The sequence below is a fragment of the Xanthomonas nasturtii genome (assembly GCF_023337365.3).
Taxonomy (GTDB): domain Bacteria; phylum Pseudomonadota; class Gammaproteobacteria; order Xanthomonadales; family Xanthomonadaceae; genus Xanthomonas; species Xanthomonas nasturtii.
In genome coordinates this window covers 1,331,513-1,356,402 of record NZ_CP142084.2, presented here as the reverse complement: position 1 = coordinate 1,356,402, position 24,890 = coordinate 1,331,513, and the positions used below count along the sequence as shown (strand labels likewise).

At 65.1% G+C, this 24,890-nt stretch carries 11 protein-coding genes and 2 pseudogenes; 7 read left to right on the top strand and 6 right to left on the bottom strand.

Going from position 1 to position 24,890, the window contains the following annotated elements:
- Positions 1-204: 204 nt before the first annotated feature.
- Genes M3O59_RS05905 through M3O59_RS05895 form a run of 3 tightly spaced genes read left to right on the top strand, consistent with a single transcriptional unit; the run spans position 205 to position 4,138 of the window.
- The gene (locus tag M3O59_RS05905) at positions 205-783 is read left to right on the top strand and encodes a (2Fe-2S)-binding protein (RefSeq protein WP_249054337.1); all 579 of its coding nucleotides are present in this window, start codon (positions 205-207) and stop codon (positions 781-783) included.
- Entirely contained in the window at positions 756-1,844 is a 1,089-nt protein-coding gene (locus M3O59_RS05900; protein ID WP_181920383.1) for an FAD binding domain-containing protein, read from the top strand. Before M3O59_RS05905 ends, M3O59_RS05900 begins: the two co-directional genes overlap by 28 nt.
- Positions 1,841-4,138 carry a xanthine dehydrogenase family protein molybdopterin-binding subunit gene (locus M3O59_RS05895; protein ID WP_116904653.1) on the top strand — a complete coding sequence of 766 codons (2,298 nt, stop codon included), beginning with the start codon at positions 1,841-1,843 and terminating at the stop codon, positions 4,136-4,138. Before M3O59_RS05900 ends, M3O59_RS05895 begins: the two co-directional genes overlap by 4 nt.
- A gap of 1,090 nt (positions 4,139-5,228) precedes the next feature.
- Here the strand turns inward: M3O59_RS05895 and M3O59_RS05890 are convergent.
- The 3 genes from M3O59_RS05890 to M3O59_RS05880 form a co-directional block, all read right to left on the bottom strand.
- Positions 5,229-11,240, bottom strand: coding sequence for a coiled-coil domain-containing protein (locus M3O59_RS05890; protein WP_116904652.1), 6,012 nt, complete (start codon positions 11,238-11,240; stop codon positions 5,229-5,231).
- A 684-nt stretch (positions 11,241-11,924) separates the two neighbouring features.
- Complete coding sequence (locus M3O59_RS05885) at positions 11,925-14,450, bottom strand: excinuclease ABC subunit UvrA (protein WP_249045310.1); 2,526 nt, start codon at positions 14,448-14,450, stop codon at positions 11,925-11,927.
- A 553-nt stretch (positions 14,451-15,003) separates the two neighbouring features.
- Positions 15,004-15,603 (bottom strand): HD domain-containing protein, encoded by a 600-nt coding sequence (locus M3O59_RS05880; RefSeq protein WP_116904651.1) that lies wholly within the window; start codon positions 15,601-15,603, stop codon positions 15,004-15,006.
- A gap of 146 nt (positions 15,604-15,749) precedes the next feature.
- Between M3O59_RS05880 and M3O59_RS05875 the strand changes: the two genes are divergently transcribed.
- The gene (locus tag M3O59_RS05875; protein WP_064632374.1) at positions 15,750-16,496 is read left to right on the top strand and encodes an EAL domain-containing protein; all 747 of its coding nucleotides are present in this window, start codon (positions 15,750-15,752) and stop codon (positions 16,494-16,496) included.
- Positions 16,497-16,612: 116 nt separating this feature from the next.
- Here the strand turns inward: M3O59_RS05875 and M3O59_RS05870 are convergent, their stop codons facing one another.
- Both M3O59_RS05870 and M3O59_RS05865 read right to left on the bottom strand, forming a co-directional pair.
- On the bottom strand, positions 16,613-18,307 hold the full coding sequence (locus M3O59_RS05870; RefSeq protein ID WP_116904650.1) for an FAD-dependent oxidoreductase: 1,695 nt from the start codon (positions 18,305-18,307) through the stop codon (positions 16,613-16,615).
- Positions 18,308-18,528: 221 nt separating this feature from the next.
- Complete coding sequence (locus M3O59_RS05865) at positions 18,529-19,158, bottom strand: alpha-ketoglutarate-dependent dioxygenase AlkB (RefSeq protein ID WP_116904649.1); 630 nt, start codon at positions 19,156-19,158, stop codon at positions 18,529-18,531.
- 204 nt (positions 19,159-19,362) lie between these two features.
- Here M3O59_RS05865 and M3O59_RS05860 point away from each other — a divergent pair.
- Positions 19,363-21,697: pseudogene (locus tag M3O59_RS05860) on the top strand (GH92 family glycosyl hydrolase).
- Between the two features lies 1 nt (position 21,698).
- Here the strand turns inward: M3O59_RS05860 and M3O59_RS05855 are convergent.
- On the bottom strand, positions 21,699-22,415 hold the full coding sequence (locus tag M3O59_RS05855) for a DUF429 domain-containing protein (protein ID WP_116904648.1): 717 nt from the start codon (positions 22,413-22,415) through the stop codon (positions 21,699-21,701).
- A 194-nt stretch (positions 22,416-22,609) separates the two neighbouring features.
- Between M3O59_RS05855 and M3O59_RS05850 the strand changes: the two are divergent.
- Both M3O59_RS05850 and M3O59_RS05845 read left to right on the top strand, forming a co-directional pair.
- Positions 22,610-23,555 (top strand): annotated as a pseudogene (locus tag M3O59_RS05850) (SDR family oxidoreductase).
- A gap of 147 nt (positions 23,556-23,702) precedes the next feature.
- Entirely contained in the window at positions 23,703-24,764 is a 1,062-nt protein-coding gene (locus M3O59_RS05845) for an IS630 family transposase (protein WP_330462187.1), read from the top strand.
- Positions 24,765-24,890: the final 126 nt, after the last annotated feature.

Here is a 24,890-nt window from a genome sequence, read left to right as displayed (position 1 = left end):
ATTCAGCGCACAGCAGTGCACTGCACTCCGTCCTCACTTGCGCACACGCACTGCATGCAAGCGCAAGCGTGCAGTGATCACACTGCTGCGCCTGAATGCGTTTGCGCAGCGGTGTATCGATGCGAATCGCACGCGTGGTCACTTCGCGTTGACCACAGCGCGGTCAAGGTGGTGGCCCTCCTCAGCCATCGCCACGGGGTTCGCATGAATGCCACACCCGCCACTGCCCATGACACGGCGCCGGCAACTGCCACCACCAGCGCGCCGACCTACCCGGTCAACCTGCGCATCAACGGTCAGCCCTATCACCTGCAACTCGAAGCCTGGGTGAGCCTGCTCGATTTGCTGCGCGACCGCCTCGACCTGACCGGCACCAAGAAAGGCTGCGACCACGGTCAGTGCGGCGCCTGCACGGTGCTGGTCGATGGCCGCCGCATCAATAGCTGCCTGACCCTGGCCGTCATGCAGGACGGCGCCGACATCACCACCGTCGAAGGCCTGGCCGATGGCGACGAGCTGCATCCGCTGCAACGTGCCTTCATCGCCAACGACGCCTTCCAGTGCGGGTATTGCACACCGGGGCAGCTGTGCTCGGCAGTGGGCCTGATCAACGAAGGCAAGGCGCACGACCGCGACCAGGTGCGTGAATTGATGAGCGGCAACATCTGCCGTTGCGGCGCCTATCCGCAAATCACTGACGCCGTGATGGAGGTGATGGGCAAGCCCAGCGACAGCAGCGAAAGCGCGGCCACCCCGTGGATTCCAGGGACGGTGCCGGCATGATTCCGCTCACCTATACGCGCCCGGACAGCGTCGATGCCGCCCTTGGCGCCATCGCAGTGCGTAGCGGCGATGCGCAGCCGGTGCCATCCGAGGCGCCGGTGCGGCTGATCGCCGGCGGCACCAATCTCACCGACCTGATGAAGCTGCAGGTGATGCGCCCCAGCCGCCTGGTCGACATCAACCGGTTGCCGCTGGACAGCATCAGCACCCAACCCGATGGCGGCCTGCGCCTGGGCGCGTTGGCACGCAATGCAGACACCGCTTACCACCCGGAAGTGGAAGCGCGTTACCCATTGCTGAGTGCGGCGATTCTGGCCGGCGCCTCGCCGCAGATCCGCAATATGGCCAGCAATGGCGGCAACCTGTTGCAGCGCACGCGCTGCATGTATTTCTACGACCATGCCACCCCATGCAATAAACGCGACCCGGGCACGGGCTGTTCGGCCATTGGCGGGTTGACCAAATACAACGCCATTCTCGGCGCCAGCGAACACTGCATCGCCACCCACCCCTCGGACATGTGCGTGGCATTGGCGGCGCTGGATGCGGTGGTGCATGTGCAAGGCGCCAACGGCGAGCGCGACATTGCGTTTGCGCAGTTCCACCGCCTGCCCGGCGCGCATCCGGAACTGGACAGCACCTTGGCGCCGGACGAGTTGATCGTGCATATCGATCTGCCCGACGCACAGCGCTTCGTCGCGCATAGTGCGTATCTCAAGATCCGCGAGCGCCTCTCGTATGCGTTTGCGCTGGTGTCGGTGGCGGCCGCATTGGAGTTGGCCGAAGACGGCAGCATCCGCGAGGTGCGCGTTGCCCTGGGCGGCGTGGCGCACAAGCCATGGCGCAATCCCGACGCAGAGGCGCAACTGGTCGGTCAACCGGCCAGCGACGACAGCTTCGGCCGCCTGGCCGATGCGCTGCTGCAGGGCGCGCAACCGCAGGGCGAAAACGCCTTCAAGCTGCCGCTGGCGCGCCGCGCCATCGTGCGTGCATTGGGCGTTGCACGCGAGGGCACCATCGACAACCGCGGGCGCACCACTGCGCTGGAGGAATCGCCATGAACGCACGCAGCACCGACCTGTCCGACAGCGAGCTGACCCCACCGGTTGCCGACATCGGCACCGGTTATCGTCCCACCGGCACCGGCGTCACGCGCATCGATGGACGCGCAAAGGTCACCGGCCAGGCGCGCTATGCTGCCGAATGGCCGGTCCCGGATCTGGCCTATGGCGTGGTGGTCAACAGCAGCATTGCCAAGGGCGAGATCGTCGCATTTCATCTGGATGCCGCACGCGCGGTACCCGGTGTGCTGGAGATCGTCACCCACGAAAACCGCCCGCATATGCGCGGCATGGATTTGTTCTACAAGGACATGACCGCGCCGGCCGGTTCGCCATTCCGTCCGTTGTACGACAACAAGATCCTGTACAGCGGCCAGCCCATTGCGCTGGTGGTCGCCAAGACCTTCGAAGCTGCGCGTCACGCTGCACATCTGGTGGAAGTGGAGTTGCTGCAGGACCCGCACGCCACCAACCTGATGACCAATCTGGACCGTGCACATACGCCCAAGCCGTTGAAGGCGGGTTTTTCCCCGCCCCCCAAGGACAAGGGCGAGCCGCAGAGCGCATTCGACAATGCCGCGTGCCAGGTACAGGCCGACTATTACAGCGGTGTGGAACATCACAACCCGATGGAGTTGTTCGCTTCCACCGTGATCCGCGATGACGACGGTCACTTCACCATTTACGACAAGACCCAAGGCTCGCAGAACAGCCGTTGGTATGTGTCGCATGTGTTCGGCCTGAGCAAGCGCAAGGTAACGGTGCGCAACCCGTATGTGGGCGGCGCATTCGGCTCCGGGCTGCGCCCGCAGTATCAGTTGCCGCTTGCGGTGATGGCGTCGATCCTGCTGGATCGTTCGGTGCGCGTGGTGCTGACGCGGCAACAGATGTTCACCTTCGGCCACCGCCCCGAAACGCTGCAACGGCTCAAGCTCGGTGCCGACCGCGACGGCACCTTGCGCTCCATCTGGCATGAAGCCATCGCCGAGACCTCGCGCATCGAAGACTACGTGGAAGTGGTGGTCAACTGGAGCGGCCAGCTATACGCCTGCGACAACGTGCACCTGGGCTACAAGTTGGTGAGCCTGGACCAGTACAGCCCGATGGACATGCGTGCACCCGGTGCGGCGCATGGTGTGCATGCGCTGGAAGTGGCGATGGACGAATTGTCCTATGAGGTCGGTATCGACCCGCTGGCGCTGCGCTTGAGAAACTATGCCGAGGTCAATCCCGCCGACGACAAGCCCTACTCCAGCAAGGCGCTGCGCCAGTGTTACGCGCAAGGCGCCGAACGCTTCGGTTGGGCGCAACGGCCACTGCGGCCGCGCGCACGCAAGGAAGGCAGCGAATGGGTGGGCTGGGGCATGGCCACCGGGCAATGGGATGCGATGCAGATGTTTGCGCGTGCCCATGCGGTGCTGCATGCCGACGGGCGCCTGGTGGTCAGCAGCGCGGCCAGCGATATCGGCACCGGCACCTACACGGTGATGGCAATGATCGCTGCCGAAGCCTTGGGTTTGCCGCTGGAGCAAGTGACCTTTCAACTCGGCGATTCGACCTTGCCGGTTGCGCCGATCGAAGGCGGCTCTTCGCACGTCGCCACCGTGGGCTCGGCAGTGGATGGCGCTTGCGGCAAGCTGCGTGCGCGGTTATTGCGGCTGGCCCAGGCCCTGCCCGCCTCACGCTTCGCCAACGCCAAACCCGACGATGTGGTGTTCGCCGACGGCACACTTGCAGTGCGCGGCGATGCCGGCAGCGCCATCGGCCTGACCGACCTGCTGCGCACAGCAGGGCTGGAGCAGATCGAAGACAAGTTCCTGCTGTTGCCCAACGTGTTGAAGCAGCGCAAATACACCCGTGCCACGCATGGTGCGGTGTTTGTGGAAGTGCGCGTGGACGAAGAACTGGGCACGGTGCGGGTGACGCGCGTGGTCAGCGCAATTGCCGCCGGGCGTATTCTCAACCCGATCACTGCACGCAGCCAGATCGTCGGTGGCGTGGTCTGGGGCATCGGCCAGGCATTGCACGAGCACACCCAGTCCGATCACCGCTTCGGCCGCTTCATGAATCACGATCTGGCGCTGTATCACGTCTGCGCCAATGCCGACATCCACGACATCGACGTGATCTTTGCCGACGAAGACGATCGCATCGTCAGCAGCCTGGGGGCCAAGGGTGTGGGTGAAATCGGTTTGGTTGGCGTGTCTGCGGCCATCTGCAATGCGATCTTCCATGCCACCGGCAAGCGCATCCGCAGTACCCCGATGACGCCGGACAAGGTGATGGCGGACTGACCTGCGTGGCACGTTGCGCCTGTATGAATGTATGGCGCAACGATACGATGGCTTACGAAAACGCAGCCCCTTTGCCGCTGCTCTCATGGGTCACGACGATGGGCCCAATGTATTCGGTGCACTGGGCCCATCGTGTTATCGCAGCGGTGCAGCGGTGCAGCGGTGCAGCGTCGAGTGTGAGCGGTGCTGTACATGTCAGTCGCCGCATCAGCGTCGCGCGGACTTCTTCTTGCCTGATGCCTCGCTAGCACCTATGCGCACCGTGGCCACAGCCATGGTGATCTGGCCGGCAACAGCCGTCTCAAGACCAACTCGTTGTTGGCCGACGCTTTCAGGCCGGTTGGTCGCAAACGCAGGATTTGGTCGAAATCTTCGGCCGACATTCCGCTGCCCCTGCACCCATGCGGGCGCAACAGCTGCAACAGCGTGTCTTCAAGCTGCCGGTAAAGCGCATCCAATGCTTCGGGCGCATGCACGCCGCAATTGCTGACCCGTACCGTTTTCCGAATCGACCGCCGCCGCTACGACTTCCACGACCCATATATCGAACAGATGCCGTAGTTCGGTCTGCAGGTCCTCCACGTCGCGCACGCGGTTTCGGCCACTTATCAGGTCCGCTGTTGCGCGACCAGTGGCGAAGAACGCCACCGAATGACAAACCCCGGCATGCCGCAGGTCGTGGAGCGCTGCACCTTCGCCCCCCCGCTATCCGAGCGCTGCAGACCACAGGTAGCAGCCGGGCGCCGTGCCGACGTGACGCTGCTGGCGCCCGGTGAGCCGCTGCCACACCGCCGACCTTGTAGCGGGGCCTGTTCGATGTGTGGGTGGCACGGCCGACCGACGCTACCGGTTGTGTCGGCCAGTTTTGAACAGCTGCGCTGATGCACGCTGCGATGACCAGCGTGCTGCGCGGACCATCGGTACGGTCTGCCCATGTGGTCGCTGCGTCGCGATCACCCTCGGCTACACGCGCCTGATTGACGCTCCAACCCGCGGCGCACCGAAGCCGGTCTCGCGCCCTCCCGTCATGCAACACACCCGCGCACGTACGCCTGCGCGGTCAGGAAGGCATTCAAGTGTGCCCGGCGCATCAGGCTCCTTGCTCATCGGCCAGGGTGATGTCATCGCCAGCATCGGCCGCTGGCGCGGCATCGTCGCCGTAGCGTGCGCTCAACATCGCCAGCATGGCAGCCCGCGCCTTTTCACCGAGGTCGTGCGCACGTGTCATGGTTTGCCGTGCTGCACGTGTCAGTGCATCGATGTCGCCTAACGCATCGGCTTCTTCAGCCAGCCTGGCGCGCACGCCGTGCGCTAACGACACCAGCGCACCGATGCGATCGCGTGTCTCTGCCGATTGCTGCTGGACCCTGCTCAGCTTCGTTTGCGCTTCTTCGAGTGCCCGCACTGCCTCATCCTCGCTGGCGGTGTCGTTCGCCAACGCATCGGTGCTCGTGGCCTGCATGTGCAACACCCGCAGCGCTTGGCGTCGGATGTCGGCATCGCGCTCGGCATCTTCGACAGACTGACGCTCTAGCTCAGACACGCGGTGCAGATCCGCCAGACGCTGCAACAGGTCGTTCAACCTGTCGTCCAGGTCCCGCAGTTGCGCCTCTTGCGCGTCATACGCCTCCGCGGTCTGACGCAGAAGGTAGTCGATCGCTGCAATCAGGGACGACTCACTTTGTGCAGCCTGCCGCAGTAATTCGAACGCATGCTGAGCTACCGCAATCTCCTCCATTGCGCTGCGCCCGGCCATCAGTTGACTTAGGCGACCGTGCGCCTGGTCAAGCGTGTGCTCGGCCTGTGTCACCACATCCCTGCAGGCGTGCAACGACGCAAGCACTTGGCGCAAGCTCCACGGCGCGATCGCCGCTTCGGTGATGTCCTCGCCTGTTGGCGCAAGTCTGGCCAGCAAGCGGTCGATGCGTTCGCCTGCCTTGGCCTGTGCGAGCCCCACTGCCTCCATCAGCGCAGCGCAGTTGCGGCGCTGCGCATCAACTCCAAGCGTTTGCTCTTCCAGGCGTGCCAATTCGAGCGTCAGCGCGCGTAGATGAGGACCCTCCGGCGGCGTGCCCGTCTGCAGATACCGTTCAAATGCAAGCTCACGCGCCGCCTGTAACCCTGAGCGCTCGCCCCGCGGAGAGACCGTACCCGGTTGCGGCACTTGCGCACGCTGATGTTGCCCAAGCGCCTGCACGCCGGCCTGCTGCAGGCGGTCCAGCGGGCGGCGCAGCGCACGCGCACCGGCTTCGAGGACTTCCGCCCCTTCGATGCGGTCGTACAACCCGTAACGGAACTGAATCTCCGCCTGGAACAACTGGTGCGAGGCGACCGCCGTCGACGCCACATTGAGCAGCGGCAGACCGACACGGCTGGTGACCGGATTTTCGTCGGTATTGTGAACGGCGATGGCCGCAAGCCGGTACAGATCCGGCGATTGCTGCGCAGCAACGAGAACGTCCTGCCAGGACATCCCGTCGCTGGACGCCGGCAATCCCAGTGCCCCTGCTGCCTGCGCATGCTGCCTGGCGGCCAGCGCGTCGTTGATCACCACCATCGCCTGCGGCCGCATCTCAAACACGAAACGAACCTGATTGACATGCGGGATGTCCTTGAATCTGCGCAACACCTCATCCAGCCCGGGAATCTTGCGTCGTATCTCGGCAACGTCACGCATCTTCTCGCCCAGCGCGCAGTGGCCGATGGCATGACTGATTACCGCGTCGAGCGATTCGCGTCCGAACATGTTGATCTCTACGCGGGCGCCGGGAATCACGCGCGCCCGCTGCTGGATGGCTGCAGCATCCTCCTGCCGCAGCTGATGCAGCATGTCGACCACTGCCGCGCGCTCGGCTGCCGTACCGCCTTTCCATAGCGATACCGCCGCGGCACCAGTCGCTTGCGCGGCGAGCGTCCGCTGTCGCGCCAGGGCTGCTCCGCCGAGTGCCGCGCCAGCTTCGATGGCCAGCGCGTCGGGACCCTGAATACGTTCGAGCGCCTTGCGCAGCAGGACACTACGCTCTTCCGGCGTGGACGGATGCTCCATCGCGCCCAGTTCGGCACTGCTTTCTGGAAAAACGGCCTTGAGCCGTGCGCGCAACGTGTCCCATCGATGCCGCGTCACCGGCTGCGCGGCATGCGTATCCAGGGTGCGCTTGTAGCTGGCAGTGCCCAATAACGGACCGGTGCGCGTATCGTCCAGTATTGCGTTGGTTGGCAACTGCACGTCGCTAGACGCCACCCGCACACCGGCCAGCTGCAGCGTGCCGGCACCGGTGACGGCATTGACCAGCCGTTTGAAATTGCGTCCCAGTACCGAAGTCAATGAGCCACCTAAATTGATGCCGGCATTGACCTCGGCATTAATGCCGATGCGACCCTGGAATTCCAGGCCGATGATGTCTTGCCAGGCGTGGTCCAGATGCAATTCCATCTGACTCCATTGCACACCGATCTGCGCCGTCATGCCGACCGGCACCGACACCGAAATCGCGCTGCGCGGACTGCCGGTGGCTGCGCCCTGTGCGGTGGGCTGTTTCGCGCCGAAGGGATGCCTGACTGCCAGTGGATGCACAGCCAGGTTGACGTTGAGCGACGCATTGATGTTGGTTTCGAACAGGTCCAGGCCGATTGCCCCATCATTCACGCCTGCGCGTAACAGGCCGGTGGTATCGCCGGCGTACCGGTCGAACAACAGTCTGGCAAATTCGGGGATGGTGTCCGGCGACAGGATGACTGCCGCGCCCACGCCATGTTGATAGCTCCCCCCCACGCCGAGATTGGCCGCGCCGCCCCAGGTTGCAGACACTGTTGGCCCCGGGGCGTCCACATACACATGTCCGCCGGTCCCCGGGCCCGGTTCAAGATCGATCCTCAGGCCTACGGTTGCGGACGCGGTCGCTTTTGCGTGGCGCACGAAGAAGGCCACCAAGCCCGCGTCGCCGTCCTTCGAATCGCCGATGCGCTCGACGCCCAGCGCGTGGATGGCCTCCCCTCCCATACCGACATTGATCGGACTTACATGCATCCATTGCACCGACCCCAGCGAGCCGCGCAGCTCGGCCGAGCGCACCCGAGTTGAGAAGAAGGTGCTGCGATTGAACAGGTCCTGCAGCACATCGATCATGCGCGATGCCATTTCATCTGGGGCGCTCCACTGCGGCAGACCAAGACTCTTGAGCAGCTGCAGCTGGCGGGCGCTGCCGGGAGTAGTGACCTCCTGCCGAAAGGTCGACACCACGTCATCGAATGCCTCCAGTTCGCGCCAGGACGACAGCCCCAGCTTGGCCAGCGCATGCAGCCTTGACTGCCGCCGCCTGGCGTCGGCTGCCTCCAGCGCCTGCGCGTCGGCGACGCTCAGCAGCGCATCGTACTCAACCAAGCCTGCGAGCAGGCAGGCGCTGCGCAGCGCATTCGGCACATCTGCTGAGTTGCCGGCTTGATCCTGTTGGGCCGGCAAGGCGACCTGGGCGGTCTTGAGCCGATGGACGACCTCACGCAACTCGGCAAGCAGCGCATGCTCGATGTCGCTCAGTGCCTGCGGATGTAGCGCTGCGCCACCGGCCAGCGCAGCGATGCAACGGTCAAATGAGGGCATCAGGTCATCATCCTTTTGCACCACAGCGCGAGTGACCGCAGAACGCGCCCGCCGCCAAAGTTCGGCGACGCGATAGCTGGGATTCGAACTTGTCCGCTGGATGGAGGCCCCGTCCGCCATGGAAAAATCGGCGGCCAGCGCGCCATCGCGGAATCCGATCTTGCGCAGATCGCGCAACAGCCCGGCCAAGGCCGTTTCGCGCAACGCAACCAGTTGCGCATGCTGGTTGGGCGAAAGCCCATCAACCGGTTGGCGCTCAGACGCCGCAGCGGCAATACGCACCTCGGCCAGGACAGGCAAGCTGTCGAACAGTTCCAGCGCAAGCGACTGGGCCTGCATCGCCTCCTGGCGGACGCCGGCAAGTCGCTGTTGCTGCGGTGAGGGTGGCTGTCTCACGCCGGTCCATCCGGCCAGCGTGCGCACAGCACCTCCGACCATGTCTGTCATCACTTGCGCGAGCGCGCTGGCCTGAGCGCGCCCACTCTCGACCAGGACCTGCGCATTCGAGCTCAAACTTAACGGATCGGTGGACGTCGTGCCCAGCAAGGTCGTGCTGATCGCCGCGTCGTGGTCGGGAGTACTGATCCGACTTGCCTGCTGCTGGTTTATGTGGGCATTGGTACCGGACTGGGTACTGGCAGCGGCGACTTCCTCGGGTGACGGAGACGCGGCAACGCGTGCCGCCAGGAGGGTGCCATCTGCAGCCGTCATTGCCGGCAACACGGCGTGCCAGCGCGCGCCCAGCTGCACCTCGAGTCGCCCGGTGCGCGTACTGCGCAGCCCACGCGGTGGCGGTAGCGTCTGTGGCAAGGTGATCTGCACCGCATCCCACTGCCCGTGTTCTGCAAGCCGGTATAGCTGCGCAGGCCCTTGGTGAGGGTGGTCTAACGCATACAGCACATCGTCCAACCCGATCGCGATTGCCAGCGGGCGTTGCAGCGGGGGGATGCTGCCGCGGTTGCCTTCCGCATCCACCTTGAGCAACGTTCCCGACACCGTCATCACTACCGCGCTGCGATCTGCATGCACTGCCGCCTGGACGAGCTCTTCGTCGAAACGGGCGATTGGCTTGCAGCGCACCTCCACCACATCCGGCACCACGATGAGCGGCCCACCGGAAGGCGTGGTGGGCAACCCATCGGCCGCCAGCCAGGTGGTCCGACCGGGAAGCGTGATGTAGACCAGTTGCGGCGGCGAAGCCAGCAGCGCAAACACTGGCCGACGGTCGACGAAGCCCCGCGCTCCGGTATGCAACGAGACAACGCCGGTGAGTGGAGCGCCATCGGCAAGCTTTAGCCGCTCCCATGGCTGGTCTGGCGCGGGCGAGTAGTGCAGCACCCCGTCCAGATGCCCCAGCCGGGCATGTCCATCCAGCACCACCGGCGACTGTATCGCCTCATCGGCGGGCAGCTGCAGCCCTTCGCTGCGCATCAGCAGAAGCGGACGGTCGAGCATGAACGCCGGCTGGAATCTCGCTTGTCCTGCCGGCCGTTGCAACGCGATGCGGTGCCCGGTGCTATCTTCCAGCACAAGATGCGCACTGTTGTCGTTGGCCAACCCCATAGACGTGACCGCCCATCCTTGTGAGTGCTCCAGCCGATCCGGCAGGGTCAGGCGCCGTGAAGCGATCGGCCCGGTGCCGCGCAGATCCGCCTCATACACATGCCCCTTGTCATCGCGCATCAACGCGATGCCGGCGTCAGGATGCCCCAGCGGCAGCAGATCGACCGGCACCGCAGGCGTCGGCTCGAAGCCTGGGCCGCCAGACACCGGACGCAACAACTCCACCACCCGGTCGGGCCTATCCTCATCGCAACGCCGGAACAGGCCATCCTGCAGCAGGCATGGCCTGCCATCGGCATCGAAACGAAGCACGGCGCCGTCCGGTAGATCGCCGACGCTGACGGATATCTGCTCACTGCCGGCGCGCCAGCAGTGAGCCCCCGCCTGCAGATATACAGCGCCATCGGCCTGCAGGCCGAGCATGCGGATATCGGCCGCTGCACCGCACGCGGCAGGCAGCGGAACCGGTACCCAGCGTCCACGCACATCGGCGCGATGCAGCTGGTTAGCACGACAGGTGAAACACTGACCATCGGTCGCCTGCCAGATACCGGTCAGCAGACCAATCGGCGGCTCGGCAAGCTGGCTGGCGATCTGGTCGGCGGTCGGCGCTGTGCCGGTACGGCGTTCGACGTCCGGATGCACGGTCAAGCCTGCGATCAGTAACCCTGGCGTTGTGGTGAAGAACGCCTCGTTGCGTGGCATCCGCGGGTCCTTGGGATCGGCAACATAGCGCAGCAGACGTCCACCGCCGCCTAGCGGCGATTCGCTCTGGACCGCCGGCCGACGCGCAAGACAAGCGTCAATTATGCGAGCGACCTCGCTATCCGACGCGGAGGCGCCGTCGAGCTGCACGCTGGCACGGCGGCCGTGCTGCGACGGGGAACTGCGCAGGCGGACCGCGGTGGTTGATGTGCTGGATGCGCGTCGACTTACCGGCAAGGCGCCCAGCGCATGCGCCGGAGGCTCAGGGAAAGGTGGCCGCGGTGAGACTGTGGTCGGCACCGCTACGTCGGCCGAATCTGGTGCCGGCAGCGACCGAGGCGCACTTGAGGAAGCGATGGAATGTGATGTGGTCATCGAACTATCCAAAAAAGATGGGATGCTCGGCGCGACGTCTGCAGGGCGACGCCTCACACGGCGTGAAGTACCGCAGATGTGCGTTCCCGATCAGGCAGGCCCACGGATGCCTGACAGTGCGCGAAGCATGCGTAGGCAATCCGCTCGGCTTGATCGACAACACTCAATGGGCGCGGGCAACGCCCAGGCGTTCTATTGACGCACTGACGCATAGCCAGTTGAGGCCAGACGGCGAGCCTGCCAGAGACGCGAGCTCACGCGGACATGGCAAACTCAGGGTGTGCACGCAATTGAACACGCTCACGCCCCGAGCGTAACGCTGTTGCCTTGCTGTGATTAAGCGCATGTCGTCCTTCCTCCCAGAAGAAATGACATCCGTCAGGATGTATCGCTGCGGACACGTCGGGCATCCAACGTCCCGCTGCTCCCCTCCTAAAGTAGTGCGCTGAGCACCGCGCGGAATGTCGAATGCGAAGCGCCGCGCGCGATGGCGAAACGTGGCGCACTCGAATTCCGACCGTATCGATCAGTTGCGACCTGCGTCGCCTAAACGATCAACGGTGCAAGAAATGCAGCTGTTCGGCTATTGACGTGTTGAGCTACCGCCGCCGGCGTGCCTGCGACAACCACGTTGCCGCCTGCACCGCCTGCACCCGGCCCCATATCCAGCACCCAGTCGCTGCTGGCGGCCACGCGCATATCGTGCTCGACCACGATCACCGTGTTGCCCGCGTCGACCAGCCCTTGCAGCTGCGCCATCAAGGTATCCACGTCGGCCGGATGCAGCCCGGTGGTCGGTTCGTCCAGCACGTAAACGGTGTCGCGTCTTTGGGCGCGTTGCAGTTCGGTGGCGAGCTTGATGCGCTGCGCTTCGCCGCCGGAGAGTTCGGTAGCCGGCTGGCCCAGGCGCAGATAGCCCAGCCCCACTTCGCGCAATACCTGCAGTGGGCGCAGCACGCTGGCATCGTCGGGGAAGAACAGCGCCGCCTGATCCACCGTCATTTCCAGCACCTGGGCGATGTTGCTGCCGCGCAATTCAATCTCCAGCGTCTTGGCGTTGTAGCGCGCACCGTGGCAGGTGGGGCACGGTGCATAGACGCTGGGCATGAACAGCAATTCGACGTAGACCGAGCCTTCGCCCTCGCAGGTGGCGCAGCGGCCTTTGGCGACATTGAACGAAAACTGCCCCGGGTCGTAGCGGCGCCGGCGGGCGGCGGGCGTGGCGGCAAACAGCTTGCGCACCGGGTCGAACAGGCCGGTATAGGTCGCCAGGTTTGAACGCGGCGTGCGGCCGATCGGCTTTTGATCCACACGCACCAGCCGGCGCACCTGCTCCAGCCCGGCCACAATGGCGCCGCCCAGCGGCACCTGCGTGCCGCGCTCCAGCGGATCCGGTGCTTCGTCTTCTTCTGCCTGCGTCTGCCCCAGGTGGGCCGCCAGCAATTCCACCAGCGCCTGGCTCACCAACGACGACTTGCCCGAGCCGGACACACCGGTGACGGTGGTGAACACACCCAGCGGCAGGTCCACTTCCAACTCACGCACGTTGTTGCGGGTGATGCCGCGCAACTGCAGCCACCCACTCGCTGCGCGTGCATGGCTGTGCACGGGCGGCGGTGCGCCAAACAGATAGCGCCGCGTGGACGAGGCCTGCACCTGTTCCAATCCCGCAGGCGGGCCGCTGTAGAGCACTTGCCCGCCATGCACGCCGGCGGCCGGGCCCACATCCACAATCCAGTCTGCGTGGCGGATCACGTCCACTTCGTGTTCGACCACGAATACCGAATTGCCGGCCGCCTTGAGTTGATCCAAGGCGCCCAGCAATGCCTGCGCATCGGCCGGATGCAACCCGGCCGATGGTTCGTCCATCACGTACACCACGCCGAACAATTGCGAGCGGATCTGCGTGGCAAGCCGCAGCCGTTGCAACTCGCCCGGCGACAAGGTGGGCGTGCTGCGCTCCAGGCTGAGGTAGCCCAGGCCCAGCGCCTGCACCACGGCGATCCGTGCGCGCAGATCTGCAGCGATGCGTTGGGCGGCGATCACCTTTTCCGGATGTTGGCTTGCGCCCTTGCGCGCGTTTTTGGACGGCCTGGCATCGGCCGCCGGGCGCAGCAACTCGGCCACCTCATCCAGTGGCCGACGCGACAGCTCACCGATATCCAGCCCGGCGAACGTCACCGACAGTGCCTCGCGGCGCAAACGCTTGCCATCGCACTGCGGGCATTGCGTGCTGAGCAGATACTGCGCCACGCGCTTTTTCATCTGCGCGCTTTGCGTGGTGGCAAAGGTGTGCAGCACGTAACGCCGCGCACTGGTGAAGGTGCCCATGTAGCTGGGGTCTTCCTTGCGCTTGAGGGCGCGCTTGACCTCTTCCAGGCTGTAACCGGCATACACCGGCACCACCGGTTGTTCGTCGGTGAACAGGATCCAGTCGCGGGTTTTCTTCGGCAATGTGTGCCATGGCACATCCACATCGTGGCCCAGCGTGGTCAGGATGTCGCGCTGGTTCTGCCCATGCCAGGCGCCCGGCCAGGCGGCGACCGCGCGGTCGCGAATGCTCAGGCTGCGGTCGAGCACCATGGTCGCTTCGGTCGCGTCGTAGATGCGCCCCAGGCCGTGACAGGTGGGGCAGGCGCCGGCCGGTGTGTTGGGCGAAAAGCCATCGGCATAGATGATCTCCTGCCCCGGCGGATATTGGCCCGCACGCGAATACAACATGCGCAACGCGTTGGAGATGGTGGTGACGCTGCCCACCGACGAACGCGCACTCGGTGCGCCGCGCGCCTGCTGCAAGGCCACCGCCGGCGGCAGGCCGTCGATGGAATCCACTTCCGGCACGCCCACCTGGTCGATCAGGCGCCGCGCATACGGGGAGATCGAATCCAGATACCGCCGCTGCGCCTCGGCAAAGATGGTGCCGAACGCCAACGACGATTTGCCCGACCCGGACACCCCGGTGAACACCACCAGCGCATCACGCGGGACATCCACGTCCACATTCTTGAGGTTGTGCTCGCGCGCCCCGCGCACGCGCACCAGGCCGGTAGAAGAGGACGTTGCGTTTGACATGACCACCAGACCGCCGTTCGACAACGCATCAGCCTAGCGCGGGACGCATGCAGCCGATGTCGTCGTCGCATCGTTTAGGTGCAGTCGAGTGCTCTAGGTCAACAGTCAACAGCCTGGTCGGTCGAGTGCGCGGTGCCCTCGCCGCTCGCGGGACACGCCGCAAGTACGTCCATGTAGGCTCGGTGGCGGCATCCATGCCGCCACACGGTCCCGCAAGCGGCGAGGACACCGCACCAGACAGTTTGCTGGCTGCTTTGCTGAAAGCCTTTCTGTCACTCGGCTTACCTTGGGAAGCTGATCGGACGCGCTGTTACCCAAACGACGCACGTCATGCATGGCTTGCACCATGCGCAGCGACCATCCCAACTGGTCCTTGCCCGCCCACCGTCGCGGGACCTTACGCGGCATGGATGCCGCGTAAGAGCCTACAAGGAGGTACTTGCGGCGTGTCCCGCGACGGTGGGCGGGCAAGGGCCCTGCAGCAAACCCGCAGATCAGCCGCTCTAAAACGCGATCAGCCCAGCGCGTGCGCCGGCGCAACTTGCTCGCCAGTCTAGGCCAGTGCCTGCATGCGCGTCACCACGCCACTGAACAGCCGCGCGGTGGCGGCATCGCGCGTGCGGAATATTTCCTCCAGCGCGGCGTAATACCACAGCGTGCCTTCGCGCCCGGCAGTGAAGACGTTGAAGATGTCCTGGCCGACAGCGGGGTTTTCCAGGTCCTGCACGATGCTGCGCGCGTTATAGAGCTTGTCGCAGCCAGACACCAGCAATGCGCGCTCGGGGGTTTTGCGCAGGTGCTCGAGATAGGCCTGCTTGCGCTCGCGCCAATCGCGTTTGCGTGCGCGCTGGCTGTTGTCCACCTCGGCCTTGTCTTCGGCGGTGGCATCGGTGCAGGCCATCACGATGTCGGCCACTGCATCGCCGAATTGCGCACGGATCGAAGCCTCGTGCCCGCCACCGCAGTCTTCCACCACGTCGTGCAGCAGCCCGGCGATGGCCTGCTCTTCATCGCCACCGCATTCCAGTACCAGCGTGGAAACGCCCAGCAAATGACTCAGGTACGGCACCTGCGTACCCTTGCGCAGTTGCCCGGCGTGGGCGATGCGCGCGTAGTCAACGGCCAGGGCGTAACGTTCTGTGAGAGCAGTCATGGGGCGTCCGATGCAAGCGATGCGCGTAGTATCGCCTCACCCGGCTGCCACCGGGTGAGGGCGCTGCGATGAGCGATTCAGGCTCAATGACGCGCGCTTGCGGCCGATAGGGCTAGGCTCCACTGACGCCGCACGATGGACCTGCCATGACCCAGATTCCTGTTTGCACTGCCTGCCGCGATGGCCAGGAATTTCCGACCGCCATCACCATGGCGTTCCAACCCATCGTCGATGTCGCCACGCGCAGCATCTACGCGGGCGAGGCGCTGGTACGCGGCATCAACGGCGAATCGGCCGGCAGCATCCTGGCCGCGGTGGACGAGCGCAACCGCTATGCTTTCGACCAGGCCTGCCGCATCAAGGCCATCGAATGCGCCGCGCAGATCGCACTGCCCGCGCTGCTGTCGATCAATTTCATGCCCAACGCGGTCTACAACCCCGAGCACTGCCTGCGCGCCACGCTCTCGGCCACCGAGCAATACGGCTGGCCGCTCAATGCCATCATCTTCGAGGTCAGCGAGCAGGAACATCTCGTCGACCCGGCGCATCTGCTCGAGATCCTGCGCACTTACCAGGCGCGCGGCATGAAGACCGCCATCGACGACTTCGGCGCCGGCTACGCCGGGCTCGGCCTGCTGGCCGAGTTTCAGCCGGATCTGCTCAAGCTGGATATCGCCCTGGTCCGCGGCATCGACACCGACCGCAGCCGCCAGGCCATCGTGCGCCACGTCACCCGCATGTGCGAAGAACTCGGCGTCGCGGTGATCGCCGAAGGCATCGAACAACCCGACCAATACCGCATCCTGCGCGACATGGGCATCCACCTGCAGCAAGGCTATCTGTTCGCCAGACCGCAGATCGGCGCGCTACCGCAGGTGCACTGGCCGCAGTAAGCAGTCGCATGCCAATCGCGCCCCATCGGCACAAGCGCAATCGCCCGACACACCACCCGCACCCGAAGACATCACCCGGCACGCAAGCCACTTAACGATTCCCGATTCCCGAATCCCTATTCCCCAGCGCTGGCAAGTTCAGAGGCCGGCACCGGGTTGGCCTGATGCGCGAGGTATTGGTGGACCTGCGCCACCACCGCCGCGCCCTCGCCCACCGCGGCGGCCACGCGCTTGACCGAGCCGGCACGCACATCGCCGATGGCGAACACGCCGGGGCGATTGGTTTCCAGCGGCAGGCAGGCTGGCACGCCATCGCCACGCGCAGTGCCGGTGATGACAAAGCCGCGCTTGTCGGTGTGCACGCAATCCTTCAGCCAACCGGTATTGGGGTCGGCACCGACGAACAGGAACAGGTGGCGCAACTCCACGCGCGTGGTTGCAGCGTCTGCGCGCGTACGCAGCACTGCAGCCTGCAGGCCGCGCTCGGGGTCGCCCTCCAGCGCAGACACTTCGGTGCCGGTATGCAGCTGCACATTGGGCAATGCCGCGATGCGCTCGATCAGGTATTGCGACATCGATGCTTCCAGCCCGTTGCCGCGAATGATCAGGTGCAATTCCTCGACCCGCGGCGCCAGAAACGCCACCGCCTGCCCTGCAGAATTACCCCCACCGACCAGCGCCACCACGCCGCCCTCGCACAGGCGCGCTTCCACCGGCGATGCCCAGTACGACACGCCGTGGCCTTCGAAGCGCTCCAATCCTTCGATGTCGGGGCGTCGATAGCGCGCACCCGACGCAATCACCACGGTGCTGGCCAGCACCTGTTTGCCATCGGCCAGATCCAGACGCAGCGCAGCGTCCTCGCGCCCGCATTCCAGCGTGGCCGCTTCGAGCGGGATGGCCAACTCCGCACCGAATTTCAGCGCCTGGTTATAGGCGCGGCCAGCCAGCGCCTGCCCGGAAATCCCGGTCGGAAAGCCCAGATAATTTTCGATGCGTGCCGAGGCGCCGGCCTGCCCGCCAATGGCGCGCTGGTCCAGCACCAGCACCGACAAGCCTTCGGAGGCGGCATACACCGCTGTCGCCAGACCGGCCGGGCCGGCGCCCACAATCGCCACGTCGTAGCGCTTGTCCGGGTCGATGTCCGGGGTCATGCCCAGGCAATGCGCGGCTTCGGCATCGCTGGGCTGGCGCAGCACGCAGCCGCTGGGGCACACCATCACCGGCAGGTCGTGCTCCTGGATACCCAGCCGCTCGACCAGCGCGCGGCCTTCGTCGTCGGAGACATCGATCACCGTGTTGGGGTAGCCATTGCGGGTCAAAAAGCCCTGCAAACGGGTCAGATGCGGGTCGTCCGGCTCGCCGATCAACACCGAGCCGGAGGCATCGCCTTCGATCAACCCGACCCGGCGCAGGATCAGCGCGCGCATCACCACTTCGCCCACTTCGGCCGAACTGATCATCAGCGCGCGCAGATGTGCGGTGTCGAACGGCAGCGCCAGGCAACCGTCCGGCCCGGCGCGCCCGGCCGCCAGCGATGCGCGCCCGGCCAGCTGACTCTCCTCGCCGGTGAACTGGCCGGGCGTGTGCCGGGTGATCGGCTTTTCATTGCCCAGGCCGTCGCGGCGTACCACCTCGATGGCGCCTTCCAGCACCACCCACACCGGCGCGTGCGCATCACCCACTTCGAACACGGCCTCGCCGGCGCCGAACCGCTGCGCCGGCCCGCTGGCAAAGCGCCGCGTGATTGCCAACTGGCCCGCGTCCAGCTCGGGGAACATCTGATGGTGGCGGGTCTCGTCCAAAGGCATGGATCGGCAGCGTTTGAGGGGGAGTGCATGCAAGCATGCGCAGTGGTGATGGCAATGGCAATCACGCGATATAGGCAATGCCCACCACGACAGCGTGCAGACACACGGCAAGCGCACGCGAGCGGATGCGGCAGCCGGATCTGCGTTCGCCAGCGCTTGAAAACCGGCGCGCGCAGAGCAGCGCCAGCCATCCATCAACCAATCAAGCCCAAGCATGCGCGTTACAGCTGCGCAGGTTCCCAGTGCGGGCCATGCTGCCCGGCGGCCATGCGCTCGGCCGGGCGCACGCGAAACACCGCACTGATGCGCTCGCCCACTGCGCGCGTGGTTTTGGCAATGCCGTGCGTATGCGTGCGCTGCGAGGCGTGGCTCATCGCCAGCAGGCTCCCCGGTGCCAGCTCCAGCGTGATCGCGCGCGTGCCGGCGTCGTTGGCGCGCAGCTGCATCCGGCGCGGCGCGCCCAGCGACAGCAACGCAATCGGGTACGGCGCCACCAGCGTATGCAATGCATCGTGATGCATCGCCACGCTGTCGCGCCCATCGCGATACAGATTCATGCCCACCGCGTTGTACGGTGCCGGAAGCACCGCCTGCACGGCATCGAGCAAGCGCTGCAGCGGCAGGCCGGCAGGCAATGCGCCGTCCAGACGGTACGACGCCAGCAGACGCGGCACGTCCACCACCCGGTCGTACATTTCGCGGCGCTGGCTGCGCCAGTGCGCGCCATCGCGCAGCACCTCGAACGCGTCCTGTGCCAGCGCAGGTGACAGCAGCTGCGGCCAGTAGCGCACGCCACCTTCGCGATCGTCGAGCAGCTGCAGCGGTGCGATGGGCGCGTCGAATAAATCCATCGCCGCGATATGCGGGCGCGTGCAGCCGATTTCATCACCACGATTCCGTCGTGCGCCGCGCGAGGCCGACCAGTTCAGCTTTACGCCGCGCACGCCCAGCCAGCGAACCCAACCATGGCGCCACTGCCATCAGGTGGCGCACGTGGGTGGCGTGCCCGCGGCGCCGTGCTACGGTCCGGCGTTGCATCCGCTGGAGCACCCTGCATGTCGTCTCGGTTGATCGCCCCACGTCGGGCTCGTTGGCTGGCAGTGCTTGCCGCCGTCGTCGCAGTTTCCGGCAACGCTGCGCCACGCGCGCCCGCGACGGCCTTCGACGCGGTAGACCCGTTTGTCGGCACCGGTGGCAAAGGCCACACCTATCCCGGCGCCACGGTCCCGTTCGGCATCCCAGATCAAACCGCGCAAGGCGGCCTATGGCTGGGCTGCGGGTTACCGACATAGCGACACCACCATCGTCGGCTTTTCGCATACGCATTTTTCCGGCTCCGGGCATTCGGACCTGGGCGACATTCTGCTGATGCCGCAGGTGGGCGAGATCAAGCGCGAACGTGGCGACGCGAACACGCCCGGCAGCGGCTACACCGCGCAGTTCGATCACAGCAGCGAACAGGCGCAGCCCGGCTATTACGCGGTAACCCTGAAAGACCGCAACATCCGCGCCGAGCTCACCGCCAGCGCGCGCGTGGGCGTGCATCGCTATCACTTTCCGAAAGGCGCGCCGGCGCATGTGCTGGTCGATTTGCGCACCAGCCTGTACGACTACCCGGGCAAGGTGCAGTGGTCGCGGTTGCGCGTGCGCAGCGATGGCACCGTCACCGGCTTTCGCGAAACGCGCGGTTGGGCGCCCGGCCGGCAACTGTATTTCGCCATGCGGTTTTCGCGCCCGCTCACCGCCACGCAACTGCACGACACCGAGCAGGACATCCCATACACGGGCTTCCCACCGCCCGGCGCGAACAACCCGGCGCAGCGCGCGCAGATCGAAGGCCGGCAACTGGTGGGCGTGTTCGATGTGGCCAACGACGGCACGCCGCTGGTGGTGACCGTCGCGCTATCGCCGGTCAGCGAAGCCGGCGCCATCGCCAATCTCGATGCGGAAGTGCCGGGCTTCGATCTCGACCGCGTGCGCGCCGATGCACGCACGCAATGGACGCAGGCGCTGGCGGCGATCGATGCACAAGGCACGCCGCAACAACGCACCCAGCTCTACACCGCGCTGTATCACACGCTGCTCGGCCCCACATTGTTCATGGACAGCGATGGGCACTATCGCGGGCCGGACAACGCCGTGCATCAAGCCAGCGGCTGGACCAACTATTCCACCTTCTCGTTGTGGGATACCTATCGTGCTCTGCACCCGTTATTGACACTGGTGCAGCCGCCGCAACGCAGCAGCGACATGGTCAACTCGCTACTCGCCGCACGTCGCGATAGTGCGTACGGCATCCTGCCGGTGTGGGCATTCCACGGCCTGGAAACCTGGTGCATGATCGGCTACCACGCGGTGCCGGTGATTGCCGATGCGTACATGAAGGGCATCGGCGGCTTCGACGCCGACGAAGCCTTGCAGGCAATGGTGGCCAGCGCCGACTACGGTCCGTACGACGGCATCGCGCAATACCGCGAGCTCGGCTATGTGCCCATCGACGAAGAAGGCGAAGCGGCGTCCAAGACGCTGGAATACCCCTTCGACGACTGGACCATCGCACGCATGGCCCAGGCGCTCGGCAAGCCAGAGATCGCCGCCGAATTCAACAAGCGCGCCGGCAATTGGAAACACGCCTTCGACCCGGCCACTGGCTACATGCGCGCACGCACGCGCGCCGGCAATTTTCGCGAACCGTTCGACCCTTCGGCCAGCGGCTACGGCAGCGACTACACCGAAGGCAATGCATGGCAATACTCGTGGTACGTGCCGCAAGATGTGGCCGGGCTGGCCGCCGCGCATGGCGGCGAAGACAAACTCCTCGCGCGCCTGGATGCGGTGTTCGATGCCAAGGTCGACCCCAAGGTGTTCGAACACATGGAAGACATCACCGGGCTGATCGGCTGGTATGCGCATGGCAACGAACCCAGCCACCACGTGGCCTATCTCTACGCCTACGCCGGCCAGCCGTGGCGCACGCAGGCGCGCCTGACCCAGATCATCGGTAGCCAGTATCACGCCGGCCCCGAAGGTCTGGCCGGCAACGACGACCTTGGCCAGATGTCGGCCTGGTATGTATTCACCACGCTGGGCTTTTATCCGGTGGCGCCGGGCAGCAATCAATACATCATCGGCCGCCCGTTCCTGCCGCGCGCCACGCTCAATCTGCCCAACGGCAAGCGCTTCAGCATCGTCGCCGATGGCTTGAGCACATCGCGCCCGTATATCGGCAGCGCCACGCTCAATGGCCAGGCCTTGAACCGCGCCTACCTGACGCATCAGGAGATTCAGGCCGGCGGTGAGCTGCGTTTCCGCATGCAGGCCACGCCGAACCAGCAGTGGGCAACGGACCCGACGCAGCGGCCGTATTCGATGTCGGCGCAGCCCCGCTGAGTCAGAAGTAGATGCCCATGCGCAGGCCGCAGGCGTCGCGCTCGACCACCGCCGGCAGGCTGCCGGCGGTGCCTGCCGCGATCCGCTGCGCGCTCCAGCAGGCCGCCAGGGCGTCCAGCACATCGTCTGGCTGCGCGCAGGCACGCGGCACGCGCTCCAGCAGCGAGGCAACGCGCGCCGCGCCGTAGTGGCCGCCTAGCAACCGGCAGCGTTGCCGCTGCCCTTCGGTGCTTTTCTTTGCTGCAGCCAGGCCCGGCCCGCCGGCAAGCGCCGCAAACGATACCTCCGGATGCACCTCGAACACACGTGCTGCCCATGCGGGGTCTGCCCGCAGGGCGTCGTCCCAATCGCGGATCTTGGGCAGCAACGCAAACGACTGCACGCCAAAACCACGCTGCTTCTCATGATCCAGCACGCGATGCAGCGCAGAGGCTTCCGCTTGCGTGCGTGCCTGCAAGATGCCACGCAGCGGCGCAGCAAAGATGCTGCACGCACGCCGCCCGCCCACGAATTGGCGCGCCTGCGCATCCGCCGCGCGCGGTGCGTGCTCGCTCAGCCCGATTGGGACATCCACGCCCAGCACGTCCACCGCATGCAGGGCCACTGCCAGTGCAGCCACGGTTGGGTAGTAGGCAAATGCCAGTACGTCGCCGTTGTCCCACACGGCGATCCAGCCACTGCGCGCGCCATCGACGCCGACACACCAAGCTTGTTGCACGGTTACAGATTCTCTTGCGTAAAGAATGGACGAGGTGACCCTGGAGTGACGCACGCGCAGCGTCGTCGCGTCACGCGTTCACATGATGCACAAGTTTTTTTCACCCGTGCACAGCAGGGGCGTTTCCACACTGGGCGGCATCGGTGCGCTGTGTCCGCGCGTACCGCGCCATCCCCCACTGCAGGAGTCCGTGCATGTCCAGCGCGAAGAACCAGTACGAAATGCAAAACCCCCTGACCCAATTCCCGCAGCCGCAGTTCCCGGAGCAAACCCAGGACGCACCCGGCACCATCCATGCGCTGCAACCCAAGGCCGACCACGGCGAGCAGAGCTATAAAGGCTTTGGACGCCTGCTCGGCCGCAAGGCGCTGATCACCGGCGCAGATTCCGGCATCGGCCGTGCCACCGCCATTGCCTATGCACGCGAAGGCGCCGACATCGTGCTCAATTATCTGCCCGAAGAAGAACAGGATGCCGCAGAAGTAGTCGAACTGATCAAGGCCGAAGGCCGCAAGGCGATCCCCATCCCCGGCGACCTCAGGGACGAAGCGTTCTGCAACGAGCTGGTGGCGCGTGCGGTCACCGAACGAAGCGTTCTGCAACGAGCTGGTGGCGCGTGCGGTCACCGAACTGGGCGGGCTCGATCTGCTGGTCAATATCGCCGGCAAGCAGACCGCCATCAAGGACATTGCCGACATCACCACCGAACAGTTCGATGCGACCTTCAAGACCAACGTGTACGCGATGTTCTGGTTATGCAAGGCGGCCATTCCGCATCTGCCGCCGGGCGCGTCCATCATCAACACCGGCTCGATCCAGTCTTACCAGCCCTCGCCCACCCTGCTCGACTACGCCTCCACCAAGGCGGCCATCGTCAACTTCACCAAGGGCCTGGCCCAGCAGGTTGCGGACAAAGGCATCCGCGTCAACGCGGTCGCGCCCGGCCCGGTGTGGACGCCGTTACAGCCCAGCGGTGGCCAGCCGCCGGAAAAGATCCCGGATTTCGGCTCGGAAACCCCGCTCAAGCGGGCCGGCCAACCGGTGGAAATGGCGCCGCTCTACGTGATCCTGGCTTCGCAAGAGTCGAGCTACGTCACTGGCGAGGTGTTCGGTGCCACCGGTGGCCTGCTGTTGTCTTGAGCCAACAGGCTGTCCTGAGCCAGCAGAAAGCGCGCTTTCGCCCTAGCGCCACGACAACCTTGCCGATTGCTGCGCGCAGCGATCAGCAAGATCTGTCTAGTCCACTGAATCATTGAAATCGGATGCATGATCCCCAGGTAGTGTGTCATGCAAAGAACGAAGCTGACGATCCAACAGCGTGCTGAATTGGAGGCGGTGATGCGCAAGCGTCACGGCAACGCCGCTTTGGTGCGCCGCGCGCGGTGTGTTGTGCTTTGGAGCGATGGAGAACGTCGAGTCCACATACGCACTAAGCTTGCCTGCAACGACGCATTCGTCTCGAAGTGGACGGCGGCGTTTGAGGCGCAAGGACTGGCCGGGCTGGTGTCGGTGCATCCTGGGCGTGCGCCGAAGATACCGACGGCCAAGCTGGAAGCGCGTGTGCTCAACCGCACGCTCAAGCACAAGCCCAAAGACGGTTCGACGCACTGGAGCAGTCGCAAGCTGGCTGCCGAGCTGGGCAATGTGTCGTTCTCGGCCGTCCAGCGCATTTGGCGCAAACACGGCGTGCGTCCGCATCGGTTGGACACCCACATGGTCTCCAACGACCCGGAGTTTGAGACCAAGGCCGCAGACGTGATCGGCCTGTACCTGGACCCGCCTGCGCACGCGGTGGTCTTCTGCGTGGACGAAAAGACCGCGATCCAGGCGCTGGACCGCAAGGACCGGATGCTTGCATTGGCACCCGGACGCGCGCAAAGCCACGGATTCGAATACAAGCGTAATGGCACACTGAGCCTGTTCGCCGCGCTCAATACGGGCACTGGCGAAGTGCTGGGCAAAACGGCAGCTCGTCACACCAGCGAGCAGTTCGTGACCTTCCTCGAAGAGGTTGTCGCCAGTCAGTCCAACGGCCGGGACATCCATGTCATCTGCGATAACGTCAGCAGCCACAAGACGCCGCTCGTGCATGCGTTCCTGGCCGAGTACCCCCGCGTTCATATGCACTACACCCCCACCTACTCGTCATGGCTGAACCAGGTCGAGAACTGGTTCGCCCGCATCCAGCGTGATGTCATCACACGCGGGGTTTTCTCCTCAGTCAAAGACCTCGATAAGAAGCTCATGCGCTACATCCGCCAGTACAACAAAAACCCAAAACCGCTGAAATGGACCTTCGCTGATCCAACTCGACGCATCACATCCGATTCCTCGGATTCAGTGCACTAGTGGCGTTTTGGTGCTGACGGCTGCATCAACTGGTGATGTGTCCAGAAGACGGACGCGCAACGGAGATCGACCGGTGAATCGCCGCCGGCTTCAACCAAACAAAAGGTTCCCTTCTCCCACCGGGAG

What these genes read in the sequence shown, in the direction of transcription:
- M3O59_RS05905 (WP_249054337.1), top strand. Translation starts at nt 205, where the DNA reads ATGAATGCCACACCCGCCACTGCCCATGACACGGCGCCGGCAACTGCC.
- M3O59_RS05895 (WP_116904653.1), top strand. Translation starts at nt 1,841, where the DNA reads ATGAACGCACGCAGCACCGACCTGTCCGACAGCGAGCTGACCCCACCG.
- M3O59_RS05885 (WP_249045310.1), bottom strand. Translation starts at nt 14,450, where the DNA reads ATGTCAAACGCAACGTCCTCTTCTACCGGCCTGGTGCGCGTGCGCGGG.
- M3O59_RS05880 (WP_116904651.1), bottom strand. Translation starts at nt 15,603, where the DNA reads ATGACTGCTCTCACAGAACGTTACGCCCTGGCCGTTGACTACGCGCGC.
- M3O59_RS05875 (WP_064632374.1), top strand. Translation starts at nt 15,750, where the DNA reads ATGACCCAGATTCCTGTTTGCACTGCCTGCCGCGATGGCCAGGAATTT.
- M3O59_RS05870 (WP_116904650.1), bottom strand. Translation starts at nt 18,307, where the DNA reads ATGCCTTTGGACGAGACCCGCCACCATCAGATGTTCCCCGAGCTGGAC.
- M3O59_RS05865 (WP_116904649.1), bottom strand. Translation starts at nt 19,158, where the DNA reads ATGGATTTATTCGACGCGCCCATCGCACCGCTGCAGCTGCTCGACGAT.
- M3O59_RS05845 (WP_330462187.1), top strand. Translation starts at nt 23,703, where the DNA reads ATGCAAAGAACGAAGCTGACGATCCAACAGCGTGCTGAATTGGAGGCG.